The 19320-nt window shown below is 32.3% G+C and carries 17 protein-coding genes and 1 other RNA gene; 11 read left to right on the top strand and 7 right to left on the bottom strand.

Going from position 1 to position 19320, the window contains the following annotated elements:
• Positions 1 to 6 precede the first annotated feature (6 nt).
• The gene (locus PW52_RS06665; protein WP_044632139.1) at positions 7 to 2469 is read right to left on the bottom strand and encodes a TonB-dependent receptor; all 2463 of its coding nucleotides are present in this window, start codon (positions 2467 to 2469) and stop codon (positions 7 to 9) included.
• A 12-nt stretch (positions 2470 to 2481) separates the two neighbouring features.
• On the bottom strand, positions 2482 to 4170 hold the full coding sequence (locus PW52_RS06660) for a M23 family metallopeptidase (protein ID WP_044632138.1): 1689 nt from the start codon (positions 4168 to 4170) through the stop codon (positions 2482 to 2484).
• Positions 4171 to 4344: 174 nt separating this feature from the next.
• Between PW52_RS06660 and PW52_RS06655 the strand changes: the two genes are divergently transcribed.
• The 4 genes from PW52_RS06655 (at position 4345) to rny (ending at position 6756) form a co-directional block, all read left to right on the top strand.
• Positions 4345 to 4635, top strand: coding sequence for a hypothetical protein (locus PW52_RS06655; RefSeq protein WP_044632137.1), 291 nt, complete (start codon positions 4345 to 4347; stop codon positions 4633 to 4635).
• A 12-nt stretch (positions 4636 to 4647) separates the two neighbouring features.
• Positions 4648 to 4935 carry a cell division protein ZapA gene (locus tag PW52_RS06650; protein ID WP_044632136.1) on the top strand — a complete coding sequence of 96 codons (288 nt, stop codon included), beginning with the start codon at positions 4648 to 4650 and terminating at the stop codon, positions 4933 to 4935.
• A 60-nt stretch (positions 4936 to 4995) separates the two neighbouring features.
• A non-coding RNA gene (gene ssrS, locus PW52_RS17355) (6S RNA) lies at positions 4996 to 5125 on the top strand.
• Between the two features lie 56 nt (positions 5126 to 5181).
• Entirely contained in the window at positions 5182 to 6756 is a 1575-nt protein-coding gene (gene rny / locus PW52_RS06645; protein ID WP_044632135.1) for a ribonuclease Y, read from the top strand.
• Between the two features lie 100 nt (positions 6757 to 6856).
• Here the strand turns inward: rny and xerD are convergent, their stop codons facing one another.
• Positions 6857 to 7756 carry a site-specific tyrosine recombinase XerD gene (gene xerD, locus PW52_RS06640; RefSeq protein WP_044632134.1) on the bottom strand — a complete coding sequence of 300 codons (900 nt, stop codon included), beginning with the start codon at positions 7754 to 7756 and terminating at the stop codon, positions 6857 to 6859.
• Positions 7757 to 7825: 69 nt separating this feature from the next.
• Here xerD and aroQ point away from each other — a divergent pair, with 69 nt between their 5' ends.
• The 4 genes from aroQ (at position 7826) to PW52_RS06620 (ending at position 9922) form a co-directional block, all read left to right on the top strand.
• Positions 7826 to 8245 carry a type II 3-dehydroquinate dehydratase gene (gene aroQ / locus PW52_RS06635; RefSeq protein ID WP_044632133.1) on the top strand — a complete coding sequence of 140 codons (420 nt, stop codon included), beginning with the start codon at positions 7826 to 7828 and terminating at the stop codon, positions 8243 to 8245.
• A 65-nt stretch (positions 8246 to 8310) separates the two neighbouring features.
• The gene (locus PW52_RS06630; RefSeq protein ID WP_240475155.1) at positions 8311 to 8883 is read left to right on the top strand and encodes an RNA polymerase sigma factor; all 573 of its coding nucleotides are present in this window, start codon (positions 8311 to 8313) and stop codon (positions 8881 to 8883) included.
• Positions 8884 to 8951: 68 nt separating this feature from the next.
• Positions 8952 to 9089 (top strand): hypothetical protein, encoded by a 138-nt coding sequence (locus PW52_RS06625; protein WP_240475154.1) that lies wholly within the window; start codon positions 8952 to 8954, stop codon positions 9087 to 9089.
• A 20-nt stretch (positions 9090 to 9109) separates the two neighbouring features.
• Positions 9110 to 9922, top strand: a complete 813-nt coding sequence (locus PW52_RS06620) for a mechanosensitive ion channel family protein (RefSeq protein ID WP_044632131.1) — start codon at positions 9110 to 9112, stop codon at positions 9920 to 9922.
• Positions 9923 to 10295: 373 nt separating this feature from the next.
• Here PW52_RS06620 and lpdA read toward each other — a convergent pair whose 3' ends face one another.
• Positions 10296 to 11672 carry a dihydrolipoyl dehydrogenase gene (gene lpdA / locus PW52_RS06615; RefSeq protein ID WP_044632130.1) on the bottom strand — a complete coding sequence of 459 codons (1377 nt, stop codon included), beginning with the start codon at positions 11670 to 11672 and terminating at the stop codon, positions 10296 to 10298.
• Between the two features lie 107 nt (positions 11673 to 11779).
• On the opposite strand from lpdA, the gene PW52_RS06610 reads away from it, so the two are divergent.
• Entirely contained in the window at positions 11780 to 13063 is a 1284-nt protein-coding gene (locus PW52_RS06610; protein WP_044632129.1) for an NAD(P)/FAD-dependent oxidoreductase, read from the top strand.
• A 3-nt stretch (positions 13064 to 13066) separates the two neighbouring features.
• Here PW52_RS06610 and PW52_RS06605 read toward each other — a convergent pair whose 3' ends face one another.
• Together PW52_RS06605 and msrB are read right to left on the bottom strand one after the other, a co-directional pair.
• The gene (locus tag PW52_RS06605; RefSeq protein ID WP_044632128.1) at positions 13067 to 13618 is read right to left on the bottom strand and encodes a DUF1572 family protein; all 552 of its coding nucleotides are present in this window, start codon (positions 13616 to 13618) and stop codon (positions 13067 to 13069) included.
• Between the two features lie 51 nt (positions 13619 to 13669).
• Positions 13670 to 14146 carry a peptide-methionine (R)-S-oxide reductase MsrB gene (msrB, locus tag PW52_RS06600; RefSeq protein WP_044632127.1) on the bottom strand — a complete coding sequence of 159 codons (477 nt, stop codon included), beginning with the start codon at positions 14144 to 14146 and terminating at the stop codon, positions 13670 to 13672.
• A 159-nt stretch (positions 14147 to 14305) separates the two neighbouring features.
• Between msrB and PW52_RS06595 the strand changes: the two genes are divergently transcribed.
• Both PW52_RS06595 and PW52_RS06590 read left to right on the top strand, forming a co-directional pair.
• On the top strand, positions 14306 to 15139 hold the full coding sequence (locus tag PW52_RS06595; protein WP_044632126.1) for a M48 family metallopeptidase: 834 nt from the start codon (positions 14306 to 14308) through the stop codon (positions 15137 to 15139).
• Between the two features lie 67 nt (positions 15140 to 15206).
• Positions 15207 to 16505: an MFS transporter gene (locus PW52_RS06590; RefSeq protein ID WP_044632125.1), complete on the top strand. Its 1299-nt coding sequence runs from the start codon at positions 15207 to 15209 to the stop codon at positions 16503 to 16505.
• A gap of 117 nt (positions 16506 to 16622) precedes the next feature.
• Here the strand turns inward: PW52_RS06590 and PW52_RS06585 are convergent, their stop codons facing one another.
• Positions 16623 to 19169, bottom strand: coding sequence for an ATP-dependent Clp protease ATP-binding subunit (locus PW52_RS06585; protein WP_044632124.1), 2547 nt, complete (start codon positions 19167 to 19169; stop codon positions 16623 to 16625).
• Positions 19170 to 19320 lie beyond the last annotated feature (151 nt).

The following is a 19320-nucleotide window of genomic DNA, read 5'->3' as shown; positions in this document are numbered from 1 at the left end:
TGTAAATTAAAACCGCATTCTTGTTCTTACATTAAAAACACGAGGTGTTAAATAATTTGGAATGGCATATTGTGTTTTAGAGTACACATCGCGAACCCAAGTATTTGTTATTGAGTTTTGCACATCGAACATATTAAAAATCTCGAAACCAAAGGATAATTCTTTAAATGGTTTTTTCCAACCTTTATTATATTGCTTTTGTGTATTTACCAAAACGTATTGTAAACCTAAATCGGCACGTTTATAGTCGGGTAAACGATTTTGGTACACATATGGATCGGCATAACTTGGCGAACCACCAGGCAATCCAGTGTTATAAACTAAGTTTAAGTAAACTTTTAAGTTAGGTAAGGTTGGAACATAATCTTGAAATAAAGCAGCAAATTTTAAACGTTGATCGGTTGGTCTTGCAATATAGCCGCGATTATCTAGGTTTTCTTCAGTTTTTAAATAACCAAAGCTAAACCACGATTCTGTACCTGGAACAAATTCGCCATTTAAGCGCATATCTAAACCATAGGCGTAAGCTTTGGCATTGTTATTTGCTCTGTATCGAATGCGTACATTTTCTAAAGTATAGGTGTTAACATTACTTAATCCTTTATAATACATTTCTGTAGTAAGTTTAAATGGGCGCTCCCACATTTTAAAACTATAATCGTTTCCTAAAACGACATGAAATGATTTTTGAGCTTTCACATTAGGTTGCACTTCACCAGCCGAGTCTCTTAGTTCGCGATAAAATGGCGGTTGATAATATAAGCCACCAGCAACTCTAAACAACATATCTTTTTCCCAATCGGGTTTAATAGCGAATTGTGCCCTTGGGCTATAAACGGTTTGAGTATGTGTTGATAAACCCTCACCACTTACAGTCCAATTATGGGCTCGAATACCGGCATTATACCAAACATTGCTATTACCAATGGTGCTACGCTTGCTCCATTGTGCGTAGGCTTGAAAACGATTTATTGTGGTGTTGTTAGTGGTACGAACGTTTTGATATGGCTCTAAAGGTCCTGTATAAGGTGTATATGGTTGCTCGTTTATTGGTGTGGTTTTTGGTGGACGAATAGAAAAACCTGCCGAGTCGATTACTTCCCATTCTACCAAGCGATCGCGAATATCTTCATTTGTATATTTAAAAGCCCATTCTATTCTGTTGCCTTTTATTGATAAATCACCTTTATGTTCAATGTTAGTAATTAAGGCGTCTAAATCGTTTCTGCCATGATTTAATTGGCTTCCAACACCTTCGCTAAATTCCACTTCACCTAAATTTTCATCGCCGATATTTGAGTTAACTTCTCCAAGTCTGTATTGCGCCAAAATATCGAAATATTCTTCTTCGGTAGTATGATATGTTGATGCGGTTAAGTGTAAATTTAACTTATCGTTTACAAAATATGAACCTTTAAAAGCTCCAAAAAGTGTTTGATATTGGTCTTTTTCTTGTCCGTCGTAAAAAACAAGTAAAGCAATAGGGTCGGTAAGTGTACCAAAATTAGTTTGTCTGGTTTGTGGTTGGTAGTTATATTTATTTAACGAAGCATTTCCTAAAAAACTCAAATGGAATTTACCGGAAAATTTATAGGTAAAAAATCCTTGAGCATCGGCAAAAATAGGGTTAAAGTTGGTTTCTGTTTCTTTAGCATCAACTAGCAAACTATTATCTCGATAGCGTAATCCAACAATACTCGAAAATTTATTGTTTTTACTTGTGTTTTCAACCGATACACTTGCGCCTAATAAACTTAAGTCGGCATTAGCTTCAAATTTGTAAGGTGTTTTATAGGTTATATCTAACACCGAAGACAGTTTGTCGCCGTATTTGGCTTGAAATCCGCCTGCCGAAAAATCGACATTTTGTACCAAGTTTGTATTTACGAAACTCAATCCTTCTTGTTGCCCGGAGCGAATTAAAAACGGACGATACACTTCAATACCATTTACATAAACTAAATTTTCGTCGTAATTTCCACCACGAACCGAGTATTGTGTACTTAACTCATTATTGTTACTTACACCAGGTAACGTCATTAATAAATTTTCTACACCGGCATTGGCACCAGGAATATTACGAATTGTTTCAGGTTTTAAGGTAACAACACCTTCAATAGTTTTACGGCTGGTATTGGTAACTACAACGGTGGCAATTTGCTCAATAGTAGCACTCATTACCGGGTTAAATTCGGTTTCTTCTGCATTTTTTAAGTTAAATGTACTGGTTACTTTTTTATGAGAAAGATGAGTAAACGTTAGCGTTATATTTTTATTGGCCGGTATTTTTAGTAAGTAAAAACCGTTAGCATTGGTTTGTGTGCCGTAGTTTTCTGTCTTAATATTTACATTTTCAATGGGTAAGTTATTTTCATCTAAAATAACACCCTTTATAGTTGCCGTTTGCGCAAAAATATTAACTGAAAATAGTAAAAACAGAGCAGTAAAAAATAAATGTATAAGTTTCAAAAGTTGGTGAATTTATTTTCTGTAAAATACAGCTTCAAAAGTAGAACTATTTCCAACATTATCGGTAACAATTACTTTTAATTTGTTATTGGTTTCTTTTTGGTCTAGGTCGTTAAAATCGAAGGTAAGTAAATCTTTTTTGTATTCATATTCCATTAAAATCCATTCATCGTTTATGCTGGCGTGATAACTTTTAATACCAGATTCCTTATCTTGAATGTTTAATTTTAAAAACCTAAAATCGCTAAGCCATTGTTTGTTTTTAAAATTACTGGCTTTAATTTTTGGTGCAATAGTATCTGTAGCCAAAGTGTAAGTTCCTAATAACTTGGTATATGCGATTAACTTATTTGTTTCACGTTTTGTGGATGTATAAATGGGAATATTCTTTTTGTCTCCAATTAATCGCGCAATAAATAATTTGTCTTGGTCAGGCTTATTATATTGGCTAACATCAAACTGTAAACTGAAGCTTTTTTTAGTGGGTATCGTATTTTCATGTAGAGTTAAAGTGTCATTTTTTACATCAAAGTCTAAATAAAAGTTCTCGTAAAATGTATTTGGTTTAAAATGAACTGACACATTGCCTTTTTTTAAGTTTGTGGTTTGCTCACTATTTATATAATAAGGTGTAGTTTTTATTACTTTTTCATTAAGAAGTTTTTGTTTAGATCCTTTTATATTTATCGTAACCCAGGCTTCATTATTTTTAAAATCAGAAACTCTAATTTTATAAACGGAGTAAGAACTATCTTTTATTTTTAAGAAACCATTGTTTTCCACACCCTTGTATAAACTTAATTCATTGTTTTTAATGAAAAGTTTCTGAATGCGATCACGACTATCAATATAGTGTTGGTAATCTATGAGTTGATTTAGGTTTCTGGTTTCATCAAATGAAAATTTACTAAAATCAATTTCAAAATTTCGGTTTCCATTAAAAATAGTTTGAATATTATAAACTCCATTAGAGTTGGAAGCAAAATCTTGCCTATCAATTGTTTCAATACCAAAACCAATATTTCCAATTGCTTCAATATTTGAAACAGCATAGTCGCCATTTTTTAGAGGAATAAGTTTTAATTCTTGTTTTTCGTTCGAATTATTAATAACGGCGTCATCACTTAATGGATAAACAAAAATAGAACGGATTAATGGATATGAAGAGTCTTTTACATCAATACCAAAAAGCATTGGATTAATAGGGTGTTCTTCTTTATTTCTAATTTCAAAATGTAAATGAGGACCTGCAGAACCCCCAGTGTTTCCACTATAAGCTATTAAATCACCTTTTGTAATTAATAACTCTTCTGCTTTAGGAAACAATTCAATTTCATATGATTCTTCCTCATATTGATGATTCTTTACATAAGCTTCAATTTCTGGAGCAAATTTTTGCAAATGAGCATAAACTGTAACATAGCCATTTGGATGTGTAATGTATAAAGCTTTTCCATAACCAAAATGAGAAATTTTAATACGACTAACAAAGCCATTAGCAGAAGCAACAACGTGTAAACCTGTTCGGCCTTGTGTTTTAATGTCTAAGCCTGAATGAAAGTGGTTAGATCGTAACTCTGCAAAAGTACCCGATAAAATTATTGGAATTTTTAATGGGTTGCCGAAATAATCTTGTGGATAAGGATTTTGTGCAAAAAAAACAAAAGGGATAATATAGAAGATGGGGTGAATTAATTTCATAATGCTGTATTAGGCTAAAGTAAATATTTGGAACGAAAAACACAAAGCACGATTAAAAATAAAGAAATAGAACTTTGTTCGATAATAAATGGTGCTTTTAAAATTTTATTAAAAAACAATTGTAAAATTTACTTAGGTATGTTAACTTTGTGTGATAAGTATTGATTTTTGTAAATGAGTAATATTGAAGATATTGTAATTTCATTAGAGAATAAAATAACTAAGGTATTGCAGCGATTAGAGCTTTTACAGCTAGAAAATTTGAAATTATATGACGATTTAGAAGTTTCAAAGCAAGAAATTTTAACTCAAAAACAGCAAATAGCTAGTTGGGAAGAAAAATATGAAGCTCTAAAAATTACAAATGCAATACTTGGTAGTGACGAGGATAAAAGAGAAACTAAGCTTAAAATAAACGCATTAATACGAGATATAGACCATTGCATTGGTCAACTTTCAGATTAAGCATAACAATCAATGTCAGAAAAGCTTAAAATAAAGCTGTCTATTGCAGATAGAGTTTACCCTTTAACAATTGACCCTAGTCAAGAAGAAGGTTTACGAAAAGCAGCAAAAAATATTGATGTGTTAATAAAGCAATTTGAGCAAAGTTATTCTGTTCGAGATAAACAAGATGTTTTAGCTATGTGTGCTTTACAGTTTGCATCTCAAGTAGAACAGAAGTCTATAGATAATATAAGTGTAAATGAGCATTTAGAAGTTAAATTAAATGATTTAAATGAGCTTTTAAGTAAACATTTGTAACCTTAACGTTCTTTAAAATAAACAAAAGTTACTGCCTGTATTAGTTATTTTTTTTGATAAACTCAACGTTAATTCTTTAAAAAGGGTGAGTTTAAGTTGTAAAAGCAAGCCGCTAGTGCTGAACCTGTTTCAGTATCTTAGGCGGATCCTTGATCAGCTTGTTAACCCTAAACTTGTTTTTAAGGAGTTTATACAAAACTTTATACTGATGCAGGCTTTTTTTATATAAATTTTCAAAAATAATCGATGGATAACTTAATCATATTTGTGGTAGTAGGTGTATTAATAGGTCTTGTAATTGGCTTTATAATTGCAAAAGTATTAGAAAAAAATAAAGCTTCTCAAATTATAAAAGAAGCAAAAATATCGGCGTCTTTAATTTTAAAAGATGCTAAAAATGATGGTGAGAATATTAAAAAAGATAAAATATTACAAGCCAAAGAAAAGTTTATTGAGCTTAAAAGTGAGCACGAAAAAGTGATTTTAGCTCGCGATAAAAAAATAGCAGAAGCTGAAAAGCGTACAAGAGATAAAGAGTCGCAAATATCTAGCGAACTGTCAAAAAATAAAAAATTAAGCCAAAGTCTTGAAGATAAAATTAAGGACTATAACCATCGTTTGGATGTGCTAGATAAGCGTCAAGATGAAATTGATAAGCTTCATAAAAATCAAGTACAACAACTGGAAGTTATTTCTAGCCTTTCAGCGGAAGAAGCTAAAGAACAACTAGTAGAATCTTTAAAGGGCGAAGCAAAAAACGATGCTATGGCATTTATTCAAAGCTCGCTAGAAGAGGCAAAACTAACAGCAGAGCAAGAAGCTAAGAAAATTATTATTAATACGATACAACGTATTGGCACCGAAGAAGCGGTAGATAATTGTGTGTCTGTTTTTAATATTGAATCTGATGATGTAAAAGGTAGAATTATTGGTCGTGAAGGCCGAAACATTAGGGCTATTGAAGCTGCTACAGGTGTGGAAATTATTGTAGACGACACGCCAGAAGCTATTATTTTATCCTGTTTCGATTCTGTACGTCGTGAAGTTGCTAGGTTATCGTTACATCGCTTAGTTACTGATGGTAGAATACATCCAGCGCGAATTGAAGAAGTTGTAAAAAAGACTAGAAAACAAATAGAGCAAGAAATTATTGAAGTTGGTAAACGTACTGTTATTGATTTAGGGATACATAATTTAAACCCGGAACTTATTAAAATGGTTGGTAGAATGAAATACCGATCATCTTACGGACAAAATCTTTTACAACACTCACGAGAAGTTGCAAAACTTTGTGGGGTTATGGCTGCTGAATTAGGACTAAATCCAAAGTTAGCTAAACGTGCTGGATTGCTTCATGATATTGGTAAAGTGCCAGATGCCGAAGCCGATATGGAAACACCACACGCCATTTTAGGTATGCAATGGGCCGAGAAATTTGGTGAAAAACCAGATGTTTGTAACGCTATTGGTGCCCACCACGATGAGATTGAAATGAAATCATTATTAGCACCTATTATTCAAGTTTGTGATGCTATTTCGGGAGCACGTCCAGGAGCACGTCGTCAAGTGTTAGATAGTTACATTCAACGTCTAAAAGATTTAGAAGATATCGCTTTTGGTTTTAACGGTGTAAAAAAGGCCTACGCTATTCAGGCTGGTAGAGAATTACGTGTTATTGTAGAAAGTGAAAAAGTAAACGATGAAAAAGCGGCCGATTTGTCTTTTAATATTTCACAAAAAGTTCAAACAGATATGACTTATCCTGGACAAGTAAAAGTTACGGTAATTCGTGAAACAAGAGCAGTTAATATTGCCAAATAATATAATGTCTAAATGGAACAGTAATTAATAATTTACTGTTTTAATTTGTAAAAAAATAAAAATCCAAATGTCATTGTAAAGACATTTGGAATTTTTTTATTTAATTATTTCTAGGATGAAATTCTTCAATAACTTTAGTTAAATGACTTTTATCTAAATGCACATAAATTTCGGTAGTGGTTATACTTTCATGTCCAAGCATAAGTTGTATTGAGCGTAAATCGGCGTTGTTTTCTAATAAATGTGTAGCAAACGAATGCCTAAAGGTGTGTGGTGAAATATTTTTTTTCAGATCTATACTTTTAGCTAATTGCTTAATTATAGTAAAAATCATGGCTCGAGTTAATTGCTTGCCGCGTCTGTTTAAAAACAAAGTATCTTCAAAACCCGATTGTACTTTGTGATGATTTCTAATGTGTTTTATATATATGTTAATATATTTTTGTGTTGCATTAACCATGGGTACAAAACGCTGTTTATCGCCTTTGCCTGTTACTTTAATAAAGCCTTCTTCAAAAAATAAATCAGATAATTTTAAGTTTATTAATTCACTAACTCGCAATCCGCAACCATATAATGTTTCTAACATAGCGCGATTGCGTTCGCCTTCTGGTTTACTTAAATCTATGGCTTTAATGAGGTTATCTATTTCTTCTTCAGAAAGTGTGTCGGGTAATTTTCGTCCAATTTTAGGCGATTCAATTAAATCTACAGGGTTAGTTTCACGATAATCTTCAAAAACCAAATAGCTAAAAAAACTGCGTAATCCAGAAATAAAGCGTGATTGCGAACGTGCATTTAATTGTTTTGCTGTTTCATAAACACAGCGTTGTATAGTTTCTTTATTAATGTTTATTGGAGAAAATTCAATATTATTAGATTCTAAATATTGAATAAGTTTTAAAATGTCTAGAGTATAACTTTCAATAGAATTTTCCGATAAGCCACGTTCAATTTTTAAATATGTTTTATAATCCTTTAGAGCTGCTTGCCATTTCATTCTTCAAAATTACTAAAATATCTGTTTAGAAGGTATGTTGAATAATTTCAAATTTTTTACATTTACTTTATGAAAAAACTTATCATAATTAACGGACCAAATTTAAACTTATTGGGTAAACGCGAACCCGAAATTTACGGTAGCTTAACATTTGAAGATTATTTAGAGGGACTAAAATCTAAATTTAAAGGTGTTGACATTAGTTATTACCAATCTAACGTAGAAGGGGAGCTTATAAATAAGTTGCATGAGGTAGGTTTTAGTTTTGATGGAGTTATATTAAATGCGGGTGCTTACACACATACTTCTATTGGTTTAGGCGATGCTATAAAAGGTATAGAAACTCCTGTTGTAGAGGTGCATATTTCTAACACTTTTGGCCGCGAATCGTTTAGGCATCAATCCTATATTTCACCAAATGCAAAAGGTGTAATTTTAGGTTTTGGCATGTTGAGTTACGAATTGGCAATAAAAAGCTTTTTCGATTAAACCGTATATTTACGTGACTCAGTTAATTATACTGTGTCAAAATGTAATTGAACCTTATTTTTGCATTGGAAGAATTAAAGATAGATAAATCCTTAGAAGATGAAAAGCTCGTAGCTTTAATCATTCAATCAAAAAGTGCCGAATTGTTTTCTGTTATCTATGATAGGTATTCAGAAATTGTTTACCATAAGTGTCTTAGTTTTGTTAAAAACAAAGAAGAAGCTCAAGATTTAGCCCACGACATTTTTGTGAAGCTTTTTGTAAAGTTAAAAATGTTTAACTTCAAATCTAAATTCTCAACATGGGTATACTCATTCACCTATAATCATTGTGTTAATTATGTACAGCGCGAACAAAAAAAGCGTAGAGATAAATTTTTAATAGCAGATGATTTAGGAAATTATTCTAAAGAGGTTGAAGAAATTGATGAAGAAGTTATTTTTAGCATGAAAGCCGATAAACTTCAAAAAAGTTTAGAACTAATAAACCCTACCGATAAAATGATTTTGTTTATGAAGTATCAAGACGATTTATCTATAGAAGATATTCAAAACGCTTTAGGCATTGGTAAAAGTGCCGTTAAAATGCGCTTGAGTAGAGCCAAAGAACGACTAGTTAAAATTTATAATGACTTTTGATTATGGAAAATCCGTTTAAAAAAGTAATACATAATGAAAAGTTACCAGACATTATCAAAGAAAGGGTAATGAATGATATCGATTTTGTAAAACTAGCTTTAGATTTTACAGATTTAATGGTAATTAAATACCCTGATGCGGTTGCAGATTTTTTAAAGAATGAAGATGAGGATGATTTTAATGAAGATATAAAGCGAATTAATTAAACTCATAATACCCCTTTATAATGAATACGATAAAGCTAGATTTTACCCTTCTAGAAACTATAGGTAACAATGTTTACAATGCATTGCCAAGACTATTTTTAGCCATTGCTTTAATTATTGCAGCATGGTTAATCCTTAAAGCGGTTATGTTTGTTGTTAAAAAATCTTTAAAATTCACCAAAATAGATGTACTATCTGAAAAGTTAAATGAAACCCCCTTATTCGGATCTAATTTTAATATAAAATTAGATAAGGTTATTTTAATATTTGTAAAATGGTTTTTAATTCTCATTTTTTTAATAATTGGTGCAGATTTTTTAGGGTTGAGTTTTATAAGTAACGAAGTAAGTAAACTAATAAACTTTTTACCAAAAATATTTACAGCTTTAGCCATTTTTATTTTTGGTATTTATGGTGCTAACTATTTAAAAGAATCTATTCGCTCGTTATTAAAAGCTGTAGATGTTGGTGGGTCTAAAGCCATTAGTCAAGTGGTTTTTATTCTTGTAGCTTTAATGGTGTCTATATTAGCATTAAACCAAGCAGGCTTAGATACCGAAATTATTACAAAAAATATATTTTTAATATTAGGAGCTATACTAGCAGCCTTTACTATAGCTTTTGGTTTAGGTTCTCGCGATATTATTTTACGTTTACTTTTAGGGTTTTATTCTAAAAAGAATTTTAAAGTAGGCCAAAGAGTTTCTATAGACGGCGAAGAAGGTGTTATTATTGCTATTGAGAGTATTAGCATGGTAATTCGTTTTGCCGATAAAAAAGTAGTCTATCCAATAAAATACATTTCCAATAAAAAAATTGAAATTATAGATTAATAAATTGTGACTTAATAATTAAAGGTGTGTCTTAAGTATAGGATTCAATTGAATGTTATTTAAGATGATAAATAAAATCACAATAATTTTTATTGCGATACAGGTAGTTTTTATGTCAATAATTACTGCTTGTTATTTTAAATCTCAAAAGAAATTCAAAAGTTCTAATAAGCAAAAACTAGAAAAGAAGAGTAAAAAATAATAAATCATTTGGTTTATTAGCCCTAAATTTTAGGCTAGCTTATTGGTTGCAATTAAAATGTTATGGTTTGGTTAGTAGGTTATGGTTAATTTCTTAATTGCAACAAAAAAAGGCTCGATTTTATAATCGAGCCTTTTCATTTTATTAATGATAAGAAGAGTTTTTTGCTTATTAAATGTGTATGCATTCATCGTAAGCATCAGCTACAGCTTCCATAACCGCTTCACTCATGGTTGGGTGAGGGTGAACAGCTTTTAAAATTTCATGTCCAGTAGTTTCTAATTTTCTAGCAACAACGGCTTCAGCAATCATATCTGTTACTGCTGCACCAACCATATGGCAACCTAACCATTCGCCATATTTAGCATCAAAAATTACTTTTACAAAACCTTCTTTGTTTCCGCCAGCACTTGCTTTACCAGATGCAGAGAATGGGAATTTTCCAACTTTAATATCTAAACCTTTTTCTCTTGCTGCTTTTTCTGTTAAACCAACCGATGCAATTTCAGGAGTACAATAAGTACAACCAGGAATATTACCATAGTCTAAAACTTCAACATGCATTCCCGCTAATTTTTCAACACAAATAATACCTTCAGCAGAAGCTACGTGAGCTAAAGCAGCGCCAGGTGTAACATCGCCAATAGCAAAATAACCAGGAATATTAGTTTGGTAAAAATCGTTAACTAAAATTTTATCTCTATCTACTACAATTCCAACATCTTCTAATCCTATGTTTTCAATATTAGTTTTAATACCAACAGCACTTAAAATAATATCGGCTTCAAGAATTTCTTCGCCTTTTTTAGTTTTTACGGTAGCTTTTACACCATCTCCAGAAGTATCTACACTTGTTACTTCGGCCGATGTCATAATATTAATACCATTCTTTTTAAACGAACGCTCTACTTGTTTCGATACGTCTTCGTCTTCAATAGGAACAATATTTGGTAAATATTCAACAATAGTTACTTCGGTTCCCATAGAGTTGTAGAAATATGCAAATTCTACACCAATAGCACCAGAACCTACAACAATCATTTTCTTCGGTTGTTTAGGTAAACTCATGGCTTCACGGTAACCAATTACTTTTTTACCATCTTGCGGTAAGCTTGGTAATTCTCTAGAACGAGCACCAGTAGCAATAATAATGTTATCGGCACTATACTCAGTTCCATCAACATCTACTTTTTTACCTGGTTTTATTTTACCATAACCATTAATAACGTCTATTTTGTTCTTCTTCATTAAAAACTGAACACCTTTGCTCATACCATCTGCAACACCACGACTACGCTTTACAACAGCATCAAAATCATGTGAAGCTTCTTTTACGTTTAAACCGTAATCTTCAGCGTGCTTTAAGTATTCAAATACTTGAGCAGATTTTAATAAAGCTTTTGTAGGGATACAACCCCAATTTAAACAAACACCACCAAGATTTTCTTTTTCAATAATAGCGGTTTTAAAACCTAGTTGAGATGCTCTAATAGCAGTAACGTAACCTCCTGGTCCACTACCAAGAACAATAATATCGTATTTATTCATTTGTTAAATTTTAGAGTACGAATTTACGAAATCGATTTTTAATAATGAATTTAGAAGGCTTTAATTTTATATCTTTAATCTTACATTTGTATCGAAAGATTTAATTTATGAATATTCCCAAAACGAGTTTCCCAAGAGTTGTAATTATTGGAGGTGGTTTTGCTGGTGTTGCACTAGCAAAAAAATTAGCAAAACAAGAAGCGCAAGTTGTTTTATTAGATAAACATAATTATCATACGTTTCAACCACTGTTATATCAAGTTTCAACTGGAGGGTTAGAGCCAGATTCTATTGCATATCCAATACGTAAGGTATTACAAAATTTTCCTAATTTTTATTTTAGATTGGCTAATGTTGAAGAAATTGATACGGAAAACGAACGCGTAATAACCAATATAGGAGATTTAGATTTTGATTATTTAGTTGTTGCATCTGGATCGGTCACCAATTATTTTGGAAATACAGAAATAGAGAAAAACAGTATGGCTATGAAAACCATACCGCAATCGCTAAATTTAAGAAGCTTAATTCTGGAAAACTTTGAAGATGCTTTGCTAACTTCAGATTTAAACGAACGCAACGCCTTAATGAATTTTGTTATTGTTGGTGGTGGCCCCACGGGGGTAGAGCTAGCCGGTGCCTTAGCCGAAATTAAAAAAGGCATTTTACCTAAAGATTACCCCGATTTAGATACGAGAATGGCGCAAATTCATATTATTCAATCTGGAGATCGTATTTTAAAAGGAATGAGTGAAATCGCCTCACAAAAGGCAGAAGATTTTTTAGAGAAACTTGGTGTTAATATCTGGAAAAATGTTCGTGTAACAAACTATGATGGCGAAACAGTAACTACAAATGGCGAACTTTTGTTAAATGCTAAAACAGTAGTTTGGGCAGCGGGTGTAAAAGGCGAAACTATAAAAGGTTTAAATAGTGAAGATTTTATAACTAGAGGAAACCGAATGGTTGTAAATGAATTTAACCAAGTAAAAGGTTTCGATAATATTTTTGCTGTTGGAGATATTGCTTGCATGAAGACAGAAGATTTCCCTCATGGGTTACCAATGATGGCGCAACCAGCAATACAACAAGGCGAACAATTAGGCGATAATTTAATTAAACTTGTTGAGAATAAACCTATGAAGCCTTTTGAATACACAGATAAAGGTGCAATGGCAACAATAGGAAGAAATAAAGCAGTTGTAGATTTAAAGAAATTTAAGTTTCAAGGTGTTTTTGCTTGGTTTGTTTGGATGTTTGTACACTTATTCTTTTTAATTGGTTTTAGAAACAGGATGGTTGTTTTTGTGAACTGGGTGTACAATTATGTTCGTTTTGATAGAGAAGCGCGACTTATTATCCGTCCGTTTAAAAACAGAAACATTGAATAGTTTTTATAAATCGTCGGTAAAATGACGATTTTCTTTTTCTTGACTAAACTTTGAAGCATTATATACTTTTGAAGCGCCTTTTGGAATAGATAGTGATTGCCAATCGTTACCTTTTAATAGTTTCCCAAGAAAAACAATTTGCCCAATATGATAACTGTAATGTGCTAGTTGTCTATTTATAGCTTCAATTACTGTGTGACCACCGTTTCTAATGTAAATTATTTGATTTAGATTGGTTTCATTTAAAGAAGAAATAGCTTTAAATAAACAAGACCAACCACTTTCCCAAGCTGCAATTAGTGCTTCAAAAGAGGTAAACGAATCAATAAATTCGTCATCACGATTACGCCAATCTTTTTCGCCATCTTCAGTTAAAAAATTTGTCCAACGGCTTAACATGTTTCCAACCAAATGTTTAACTATTACGGCAATGCTATTGGCGTTTTCATGGCTTTGCCATTGCGTATCGTCGAATGTTAATTGCTTAAAGGTTTTATCGCCTAAACTTTTATAATACTCAAATTGTTTTATAATACTTGTTAAGTAACTTTCCATATCATATTGTTTAATATAATGATGAAAATTAACAAGTAAAATGTTATAAAACTATTCTTGCGGTATAAATTTTAAGGCAGCACCATTTATACAATGACGTTTTCCTGTAGTATCTCGAGGGCCATCATTAAAAACATGGCCTAAATGCCCGCCACAAATCGCGCAGTGTTCTTCTGTTCTAGCATAACCAATTTTATAATCTGTAGAAAATGCTACATTACCTTTAATTTCTCTATCAAAACTAGGCCAACCAGTACCAGAATTAAACTTGTGTTGGCTTTCAAATAAAGGCGTGTTACAACCTTTGCAAACATATGTGCCTTCTTCTTTATTTTTGTTTAACGCGCTACTAAAAGCACGCTCTGTTCCGGCTTGCCTTAACACATAAAATTCTATATCGGTTAACCGAGCTTTCCATTCAGCTTCTGTTTTAGTAACCTTAAAAGTTTCTTTAGAGTTTTTGTTTTGCGATTCGCCTTTACAGTTAAATATTAGCAAGGTGGTAAAAATGAATAATATCTTTTTCATATAAATTATTTTTTAAATTAAGTCGTATATAAGTTTACTAAATAACAAACTAAACTAATAATTTTATGTTCAATTTGAGTTGTGACTAATTAAGTTAAATTGTGTCATAAAATACGATATTGATTTACTATTTTTATAATCTATTAAAACCATATAATAATGAACACTAAAAAAATATTAATAGCAGCAGGGATACTTTTTTTAATAATTTCCTGTGCAACCAATCCGTTTACGGGTAAAAAAACAATGGCTTTTGTTTCTAACGATCAGTTGTTTCCATCGTCGTTTTCACAATACAATCAGGTGTTAACTGAAAGCAAAGTTATTACAGGAACCTCTCAATCTGAAATGATAACTAGAGTAGGACAGCGCATAGCGGTTGCTGCAGAACGTTATTTAAATGCCAATGGTTATGAGGGTTACCTTAACGATTACAAATGGGAATATAAGCTAATAGAATCTGAGCAAGTAAATGCTTGGTGTATGCCAGGAGGAAAAATTGCATTTTACACAGGTATTTTACCAATTGCAGATAACGAAACAGGTGTTGCCGCCATTATGGGGCACGAAGTAGCACATGCTTTAGCAAATCATGGGCAGCAACGTATGAGTGCAGCTTATTTACAACAAGGTTTGGCTGTAGCTGGAAATGTAGCATTATCAAGCGATCAACAAGCTTTAAGTATATTTAATCAATCTTTTGGCGTGGTATCTAATGTTGCGGGCATGTTGCCTTTTAGCAGAAGCCATGAAACTGAAGCTGATAAAATAGGAATTTATTTAATGGCTATTGCAGGTTATAATCCAGATGAAGCATCTGTATTATGGGAGCGTATGAAAGCTAATAGCGGGGGACAGTCTACTCCAGAATTTTTAAGCACACACCCAAGTAACGATTCTCGTATTGCAAATTTACAAGCATTAGCACCTCATGCTAAAAAAGAGGCCGAAAAATACGGTGTGTCTTCATTTAGACCGTTAGGAGACTTTTAGTTTAAAATATTTATTTACTTTAGGAGCTGTTAACTAAAAAGGTTGGCAGCTTTTTTTATTATAATTTATGGAGAAACTAGAAAAAGGAAGTAAAAAACTTTTAAATGCTTGGGCTTTTTATGATTGGGCTAACTCGGTTTATACGTTAACCATTGCATCTTCAATTTTTCCTATATTTTATTCAGCGTTATTTATTTCAGAAATTAAAACTGTTGCAGCTTTTGGTATAGAATTTAAAAGCACAGCTTTAATTACTTTTGTAACCGCTTTCACATTTTTAGTAGTTGCTTTTACATCTCCTATTTTATCTGGAATTGCCGATTATGTTGGTAATAAAAAGAATTTTATGAAGTTCTTTTGTTATTTAGGAGGTGTTGGTTGTATAGGTTTGTATTGGTTTGACGTTTCTTTGGAAAAGATTCATTTAAGTTTGTTATTTTATTTTATGGGTTTAATAGGCTATTGGGGAAGTTTAGTTTTTTATAACTCGTATTTGCCTGATATTGCTTTTGAAAAACAACAAGATAGTATAAGTGCAAAGGGGTTTTCGCTGGGGTATGTTGGCAGCGTTATTTTACTTATTATTAATTTGGTAATGGTGATGAGTCAAGATGATGGGGCTGCTAAAATGCAAATGATGAGGTACTCGTTTATAACAGTAGGTATTTGGTGGATTGGTTTTAGCCAATATAGTTTTTATTGGTTACCAAAAGGAACCTCTAATGACGAAAAAGTGACAAAGGATGTTATCTTTAATGGATTAAAAGAATTAAAATTAGTTTGGAAGCAATTAAAATTAAACCTTAGACTTAAACGATATTTGTATGCTTTTTTTGTGTTTAGTATGGCAGTACAAACTATTATGTTAGTTGCGGTTTATTTTGGAGAAGAGGAAATTAACTGGGGTAACAACGACGAAAAAACATCGGGGCTTATAGTGAGTATTTTAGTTATTCAGTTGGTTGCTATTTTAGGTGCGTTTTTAACATCTAGGGCTTCTGCTAAATTTGGGAATATAAAGGCATTGATAGGTGTCAATTTTATTTGGATGTCTCTTTGTTTTTATGCTTATTTCATGAAAACTCCTTTACAGTTTTATATTGCCGCAGCTATTGTAGGCTTGATTATGGGAGGTATACAATCGTTAGCACGTTCTACTTACTCGAAGTTTTTGCCAGAAACCGATGATAGCACTTCGTATTTTAGTTTTTATGATGTTGCTGAAAAAATTGGTATTGTAATAGGTATGGTAATTTTTGCGTTTATAGATCAAATTACCGGAAGTATGCGTAATGGCATTCTGTTTTTGTTTATCTTTTTTTTATTAGGGATAATACTACTTTTTAGGGTGCCTAAATCTGTCTGAAATATTTCCCGCAAATTTTAAGTGATTCAATATAAAGCTCTATTTTTTTATAGGAGATAAAAAATAAAAGCCCAGAAATTATTTCCGGGCTTTTATAGAATTGTTTATATTTATAACCTATGATTCTGTAGGTTTTTCAGCTTTTTCAATAGAAATTACCAATTCATCTTTGGTTTCATCAAAATCAAGTTTTATGCTATCTCCTTCTTTTAGGTTTGACGCCACAATTTCTTCAGCTAAAGCATCTTCTACATATTTTTGAATAGCTCGTTTTAATGGTCTTGCACCATATTGTTTATCGAATCCTTTATCCGCAATAAAATCTTTAGCAATATCGGTAAGTGTTAAGTTATAACCCAATCCTTTAATTCTTGCTAATAATTTTTCTAATTCAATATCAATAATTTTACCAATATCTTCTTTTTCTAAAGCATTAAATACTATAACATCGTCAATTCTATTTAAAAATTCTGGAGCAAACGATTTTTTTAAGGCATTTTCAATAACACTTCTTGTGTTTTCAGCTTCCTGTGCCTTTTGAGATGCAGTGCCAAAACCAATACCAGTACCAAAATCTTTAAGTTTACGCGCTCCAATATTGGATGTCATTATTATAATACTGTTTCTAAAATCTATTTTTCGTCCTAAACTATCTGTTAAATACCCGTCATCTAGTACTTGTAGTAACATATTAAATACATCAGGGTGAGCTTTTTCAATTTCATCTAATAATATAACTGAATAAGGTTTGCGACGCACTTTTTCGGTTAATTGCCCACCTTCTTCATAACCTACATACCCTGGAGGCGCTCCAATTAATCTAGAAATAGCAAACTTCTCCATATATTCACTCATGTCAATTCTAACTAAAGAATCTTCACTATCAAATAATTCACGAGATAAAATTTTAGCTAATTGCGTTTTACCAACCCCAGTTTGACCCAAGAAAATAAAAGAGCCAATTGGTTTATTCGGATCTTTTAAACCTGCTCGGTTTCGTTGTATAGCTTTTACTACTTTAGCAACAGCATCGTCTTGTCCAATTACTTTACCTTTAATAAGATTGGGTAATTCTGCAAGTTTATTAATTTCGGTTTGGGCGATGCGGTTTACAGGGACACCTGTCATCATTGAAATTACATCAGCCACATTATCTTCAGTAACAATTTCACGATGTTGTTTGGTGTCTTCTTCCCATTTTTCTTGAGCAATGGCAAGTTCCTTTTCAATACGCTTTTCATCATCCCTTAAACGTGCTGCTTCTTCGTATTTTTGCTTACGAACTACGGCGTTTTTAAGTTCTTTAATATCTTCAAGTTGTTTTTCTAGCTCTATAATTTGTTTCGGCACATCTATATTAGTGATATGAACACGTGACCCAGCCTCATCTAGAGCATCAATAGCTTTGTCTGGTAAGAAACGCTCGGTCATATAACGGTTTGTTAATTTTACACATGCTTCAATAGCTTCAGGTGTATAATCAACATTATGATGCTCTTCATATTTAGCCTTAATGTTATTAAGTATTTCTATAGTTTCTTCAACAGTAGTAGGTTCTACAATTACCTTTTGGAAACGACGTTCTAATGCACCGTCCTTCTCTATATATTGTCTGTATTCATCTAACGTTGTAGCACCAATACATTGAATTTCCCCACGAGCCAAAGCTGGTTTAAACATATTTGAAGCATCTAAGCTTCCAGTAGCTCCACCAGCACCAACAATGGTGTGAATTTCATCAATAAAGAGTATAACGTCATCGTTTTTTTCTAACTCGTTCATTACGGCTTTCATGCGCTCTTCAAATTGTCCGCGGTATTTTGTACCTGCAACTAAGCTTGCTAAATCTAAGGTAACAACGCGTTTATTAAATAAAATACGCGATACTTTACGTTTAACAATTCTAAGGGCTAAACCTTCAGCAATGGCAGATTTACCAACACCAGGTTCGCCAATTAAAAGTGGGTTGTTTTTCTTTCTTCTGCTTAAAACTTGAGAAACACGTTCTATTTCTTTTTCTCGTCCCACAACAGGGTCGAGTTTGCCTTCCTCGGCAAGAGCAGTTAAATCCCTCCCAAAATTATCTAAAACAGGAGTTTTCGATTTCTTATTCGATTTATTAGATGGTGTATTGAATACATCTTTTGTTCCTTCGTCTTCAGACGAGGTATCGTCGTCTTGAAACGATTCCGATTTAGGTTCTATGTAATTGTTGTCGTTTGTAATCATAAACTTAAATTGTTCTTTAACATTGTCATAGTCAACTTTTAACTTATTTAAAAGTTTGGTAGTTGGGTCGTTTTCATTTCGTAAAATACAAAGCAAGAGGTGTGCCGTGTTAATAGAAGTGCTTTGGAAAAGTTTCGCTTCTAAAAATGTTGTTTTTAAAGCACGTTCTGCTTGTCTTGTAAGATGTAAATTCTTTTTCTGGTTGGTTGCAACGGATATGTTTGGGTTGGCAGGACTTAGAATTTCTACCTTACGTCTTAAGTGATTTAGGTCTATATCCAAGGCGTTTAAAATATTTATTGCTTTGCCATTTCCGTCGCGCAAGAGCCCCAGCATTAAGTGCTCGGTGCCAATAAAATCATGGCCCAAACGCAATGCTTCTTCCTTACTAAAGGCAATTACATCTTTTACTCTAGGTGAAAAATTATCATCCATATATTGTGTCCTTTCTGCATTAAAAATAGTAAAACATTTAACTAAAGGCAAAAACTATACCTAAAAATGTCTGCTTGATGCTAATTGACGAAAAATTCTTCATATAATCAAAACGTTTAAAAAGATACTTATTAACTAAAATTAGTATTAA

The organism is Neotamlana sedimentorum (assembly GCF_000943565.1).
GTDB lineage: Bacteria > Bacteroidota > Bacteroidia > Flavobacteriales > Flavobacteriaceae > Neotamlana > Neotamlana sedimentorum.
Note: the sequence above shows the minus strand (reverse complement) of the source record. Positions and strands in the feature narration are given on the sequence as shown.

Bases quoted from the DNA above. Each gene is read 5' to 3' on its own strand.
- PW52_RS06660 (WP_044632138.1), bottom strand. From the start codon at position 4,170: ATGAAATTAATTCACCCCATCTTCTATATTATCCCTTTTGTTTTTTTT.
- PW52_RS06655 (WP_044632137.1), top strand. From the start codon at position 4,345: ATGAGTAATATTGAAGATATTGTAATTTCATTAGAGAATAAAATAACT.
- PW52_RS06650 (WP_044632136.1), top strand. From the start codon at position 4,648: ATGTCAGAAAAGCTTAAAATAAAGCTGTCTATTGCAGATAGAGTTTAC.
- rny (WP_044632135.1), top strand. From the start codon at position 5,182: ATGGATAACTTAATCATATTTGTGGTAGTAGGTGTATTAATAGGTCTT.
- xerD (WP_044632134.1), bottom strand. From the start codon at position 7,756: ATGAAATGGCAAGCAGCTCTAAAGGATTATAAAACATATTTAAAAATT.
- aroQ (WP_044632133.1), top strand. From the start codon at position 7,826: ATGAAAAAACTTATCATAATTAACGGACCAAATTTAAACTTATTGGGT.
- PW52_RS06625 (WP_240475154.1), top strand. From the start codon at position 8,952: ATGAATGATATCGATTTTGTAAAACTAGCTTTAGATTTTACAGATTTA.
- PW52_RS06620 (WP_044632131.1), top strand. From the start codon at position 9,110: ATGAATACGATAAAGCTAGATTTTACCCTTCTAGAAACTATAGGTAAC.
- lpdA (WP_044632130.1), bottom strand. From the start codon at position 11,672: ATGAATAAATACGATATTATTGTTCTTGGTAGTGGACCAGGAGGTTAC.
- PW52_RS06610 (WP_044632129.1), top strand. From the start codon at position 11,780: ATGAATATTCCCAAAACGAGTTTCCCAAGAGTTGTAATTATTGGAGGT.
- PW52_RS06605 (WP_044632128.1), bottom strand. From the start codon at position 13,618: ATGGAAAGTTACTTAACAAGTATTATAAAACAATTTGAGTATTATAAA.
- msrB (WP_044632127.1), bottom strand. From the start codon at position 14,146: ATGAAAAAGATATTATTCATTTTTACCACCTTGCTAATATTTAACTGT.
- PW52_RS06595 (WP_044632126.1), top strand. From the start codon at position 14,306: ATGAACACTAAAAAAATATTAATAGCAGCAGGGATACTTTTTTTAATA.
- PW52_RS06590 (WP_044632125.1), top strand. From the start codon at position 15,207: ATGGAGAAACTAGAAAAAGGAAGTAAAAAACTTTTAAATGCTTGGGCT.
- PW52_RS06585 (WP_044632124.1), bottom strand. From the start codon at position 19,169: ATGGATGATAATTTTTCACCTAGAGTAAAAGATGTAATTGCCTTTAGT.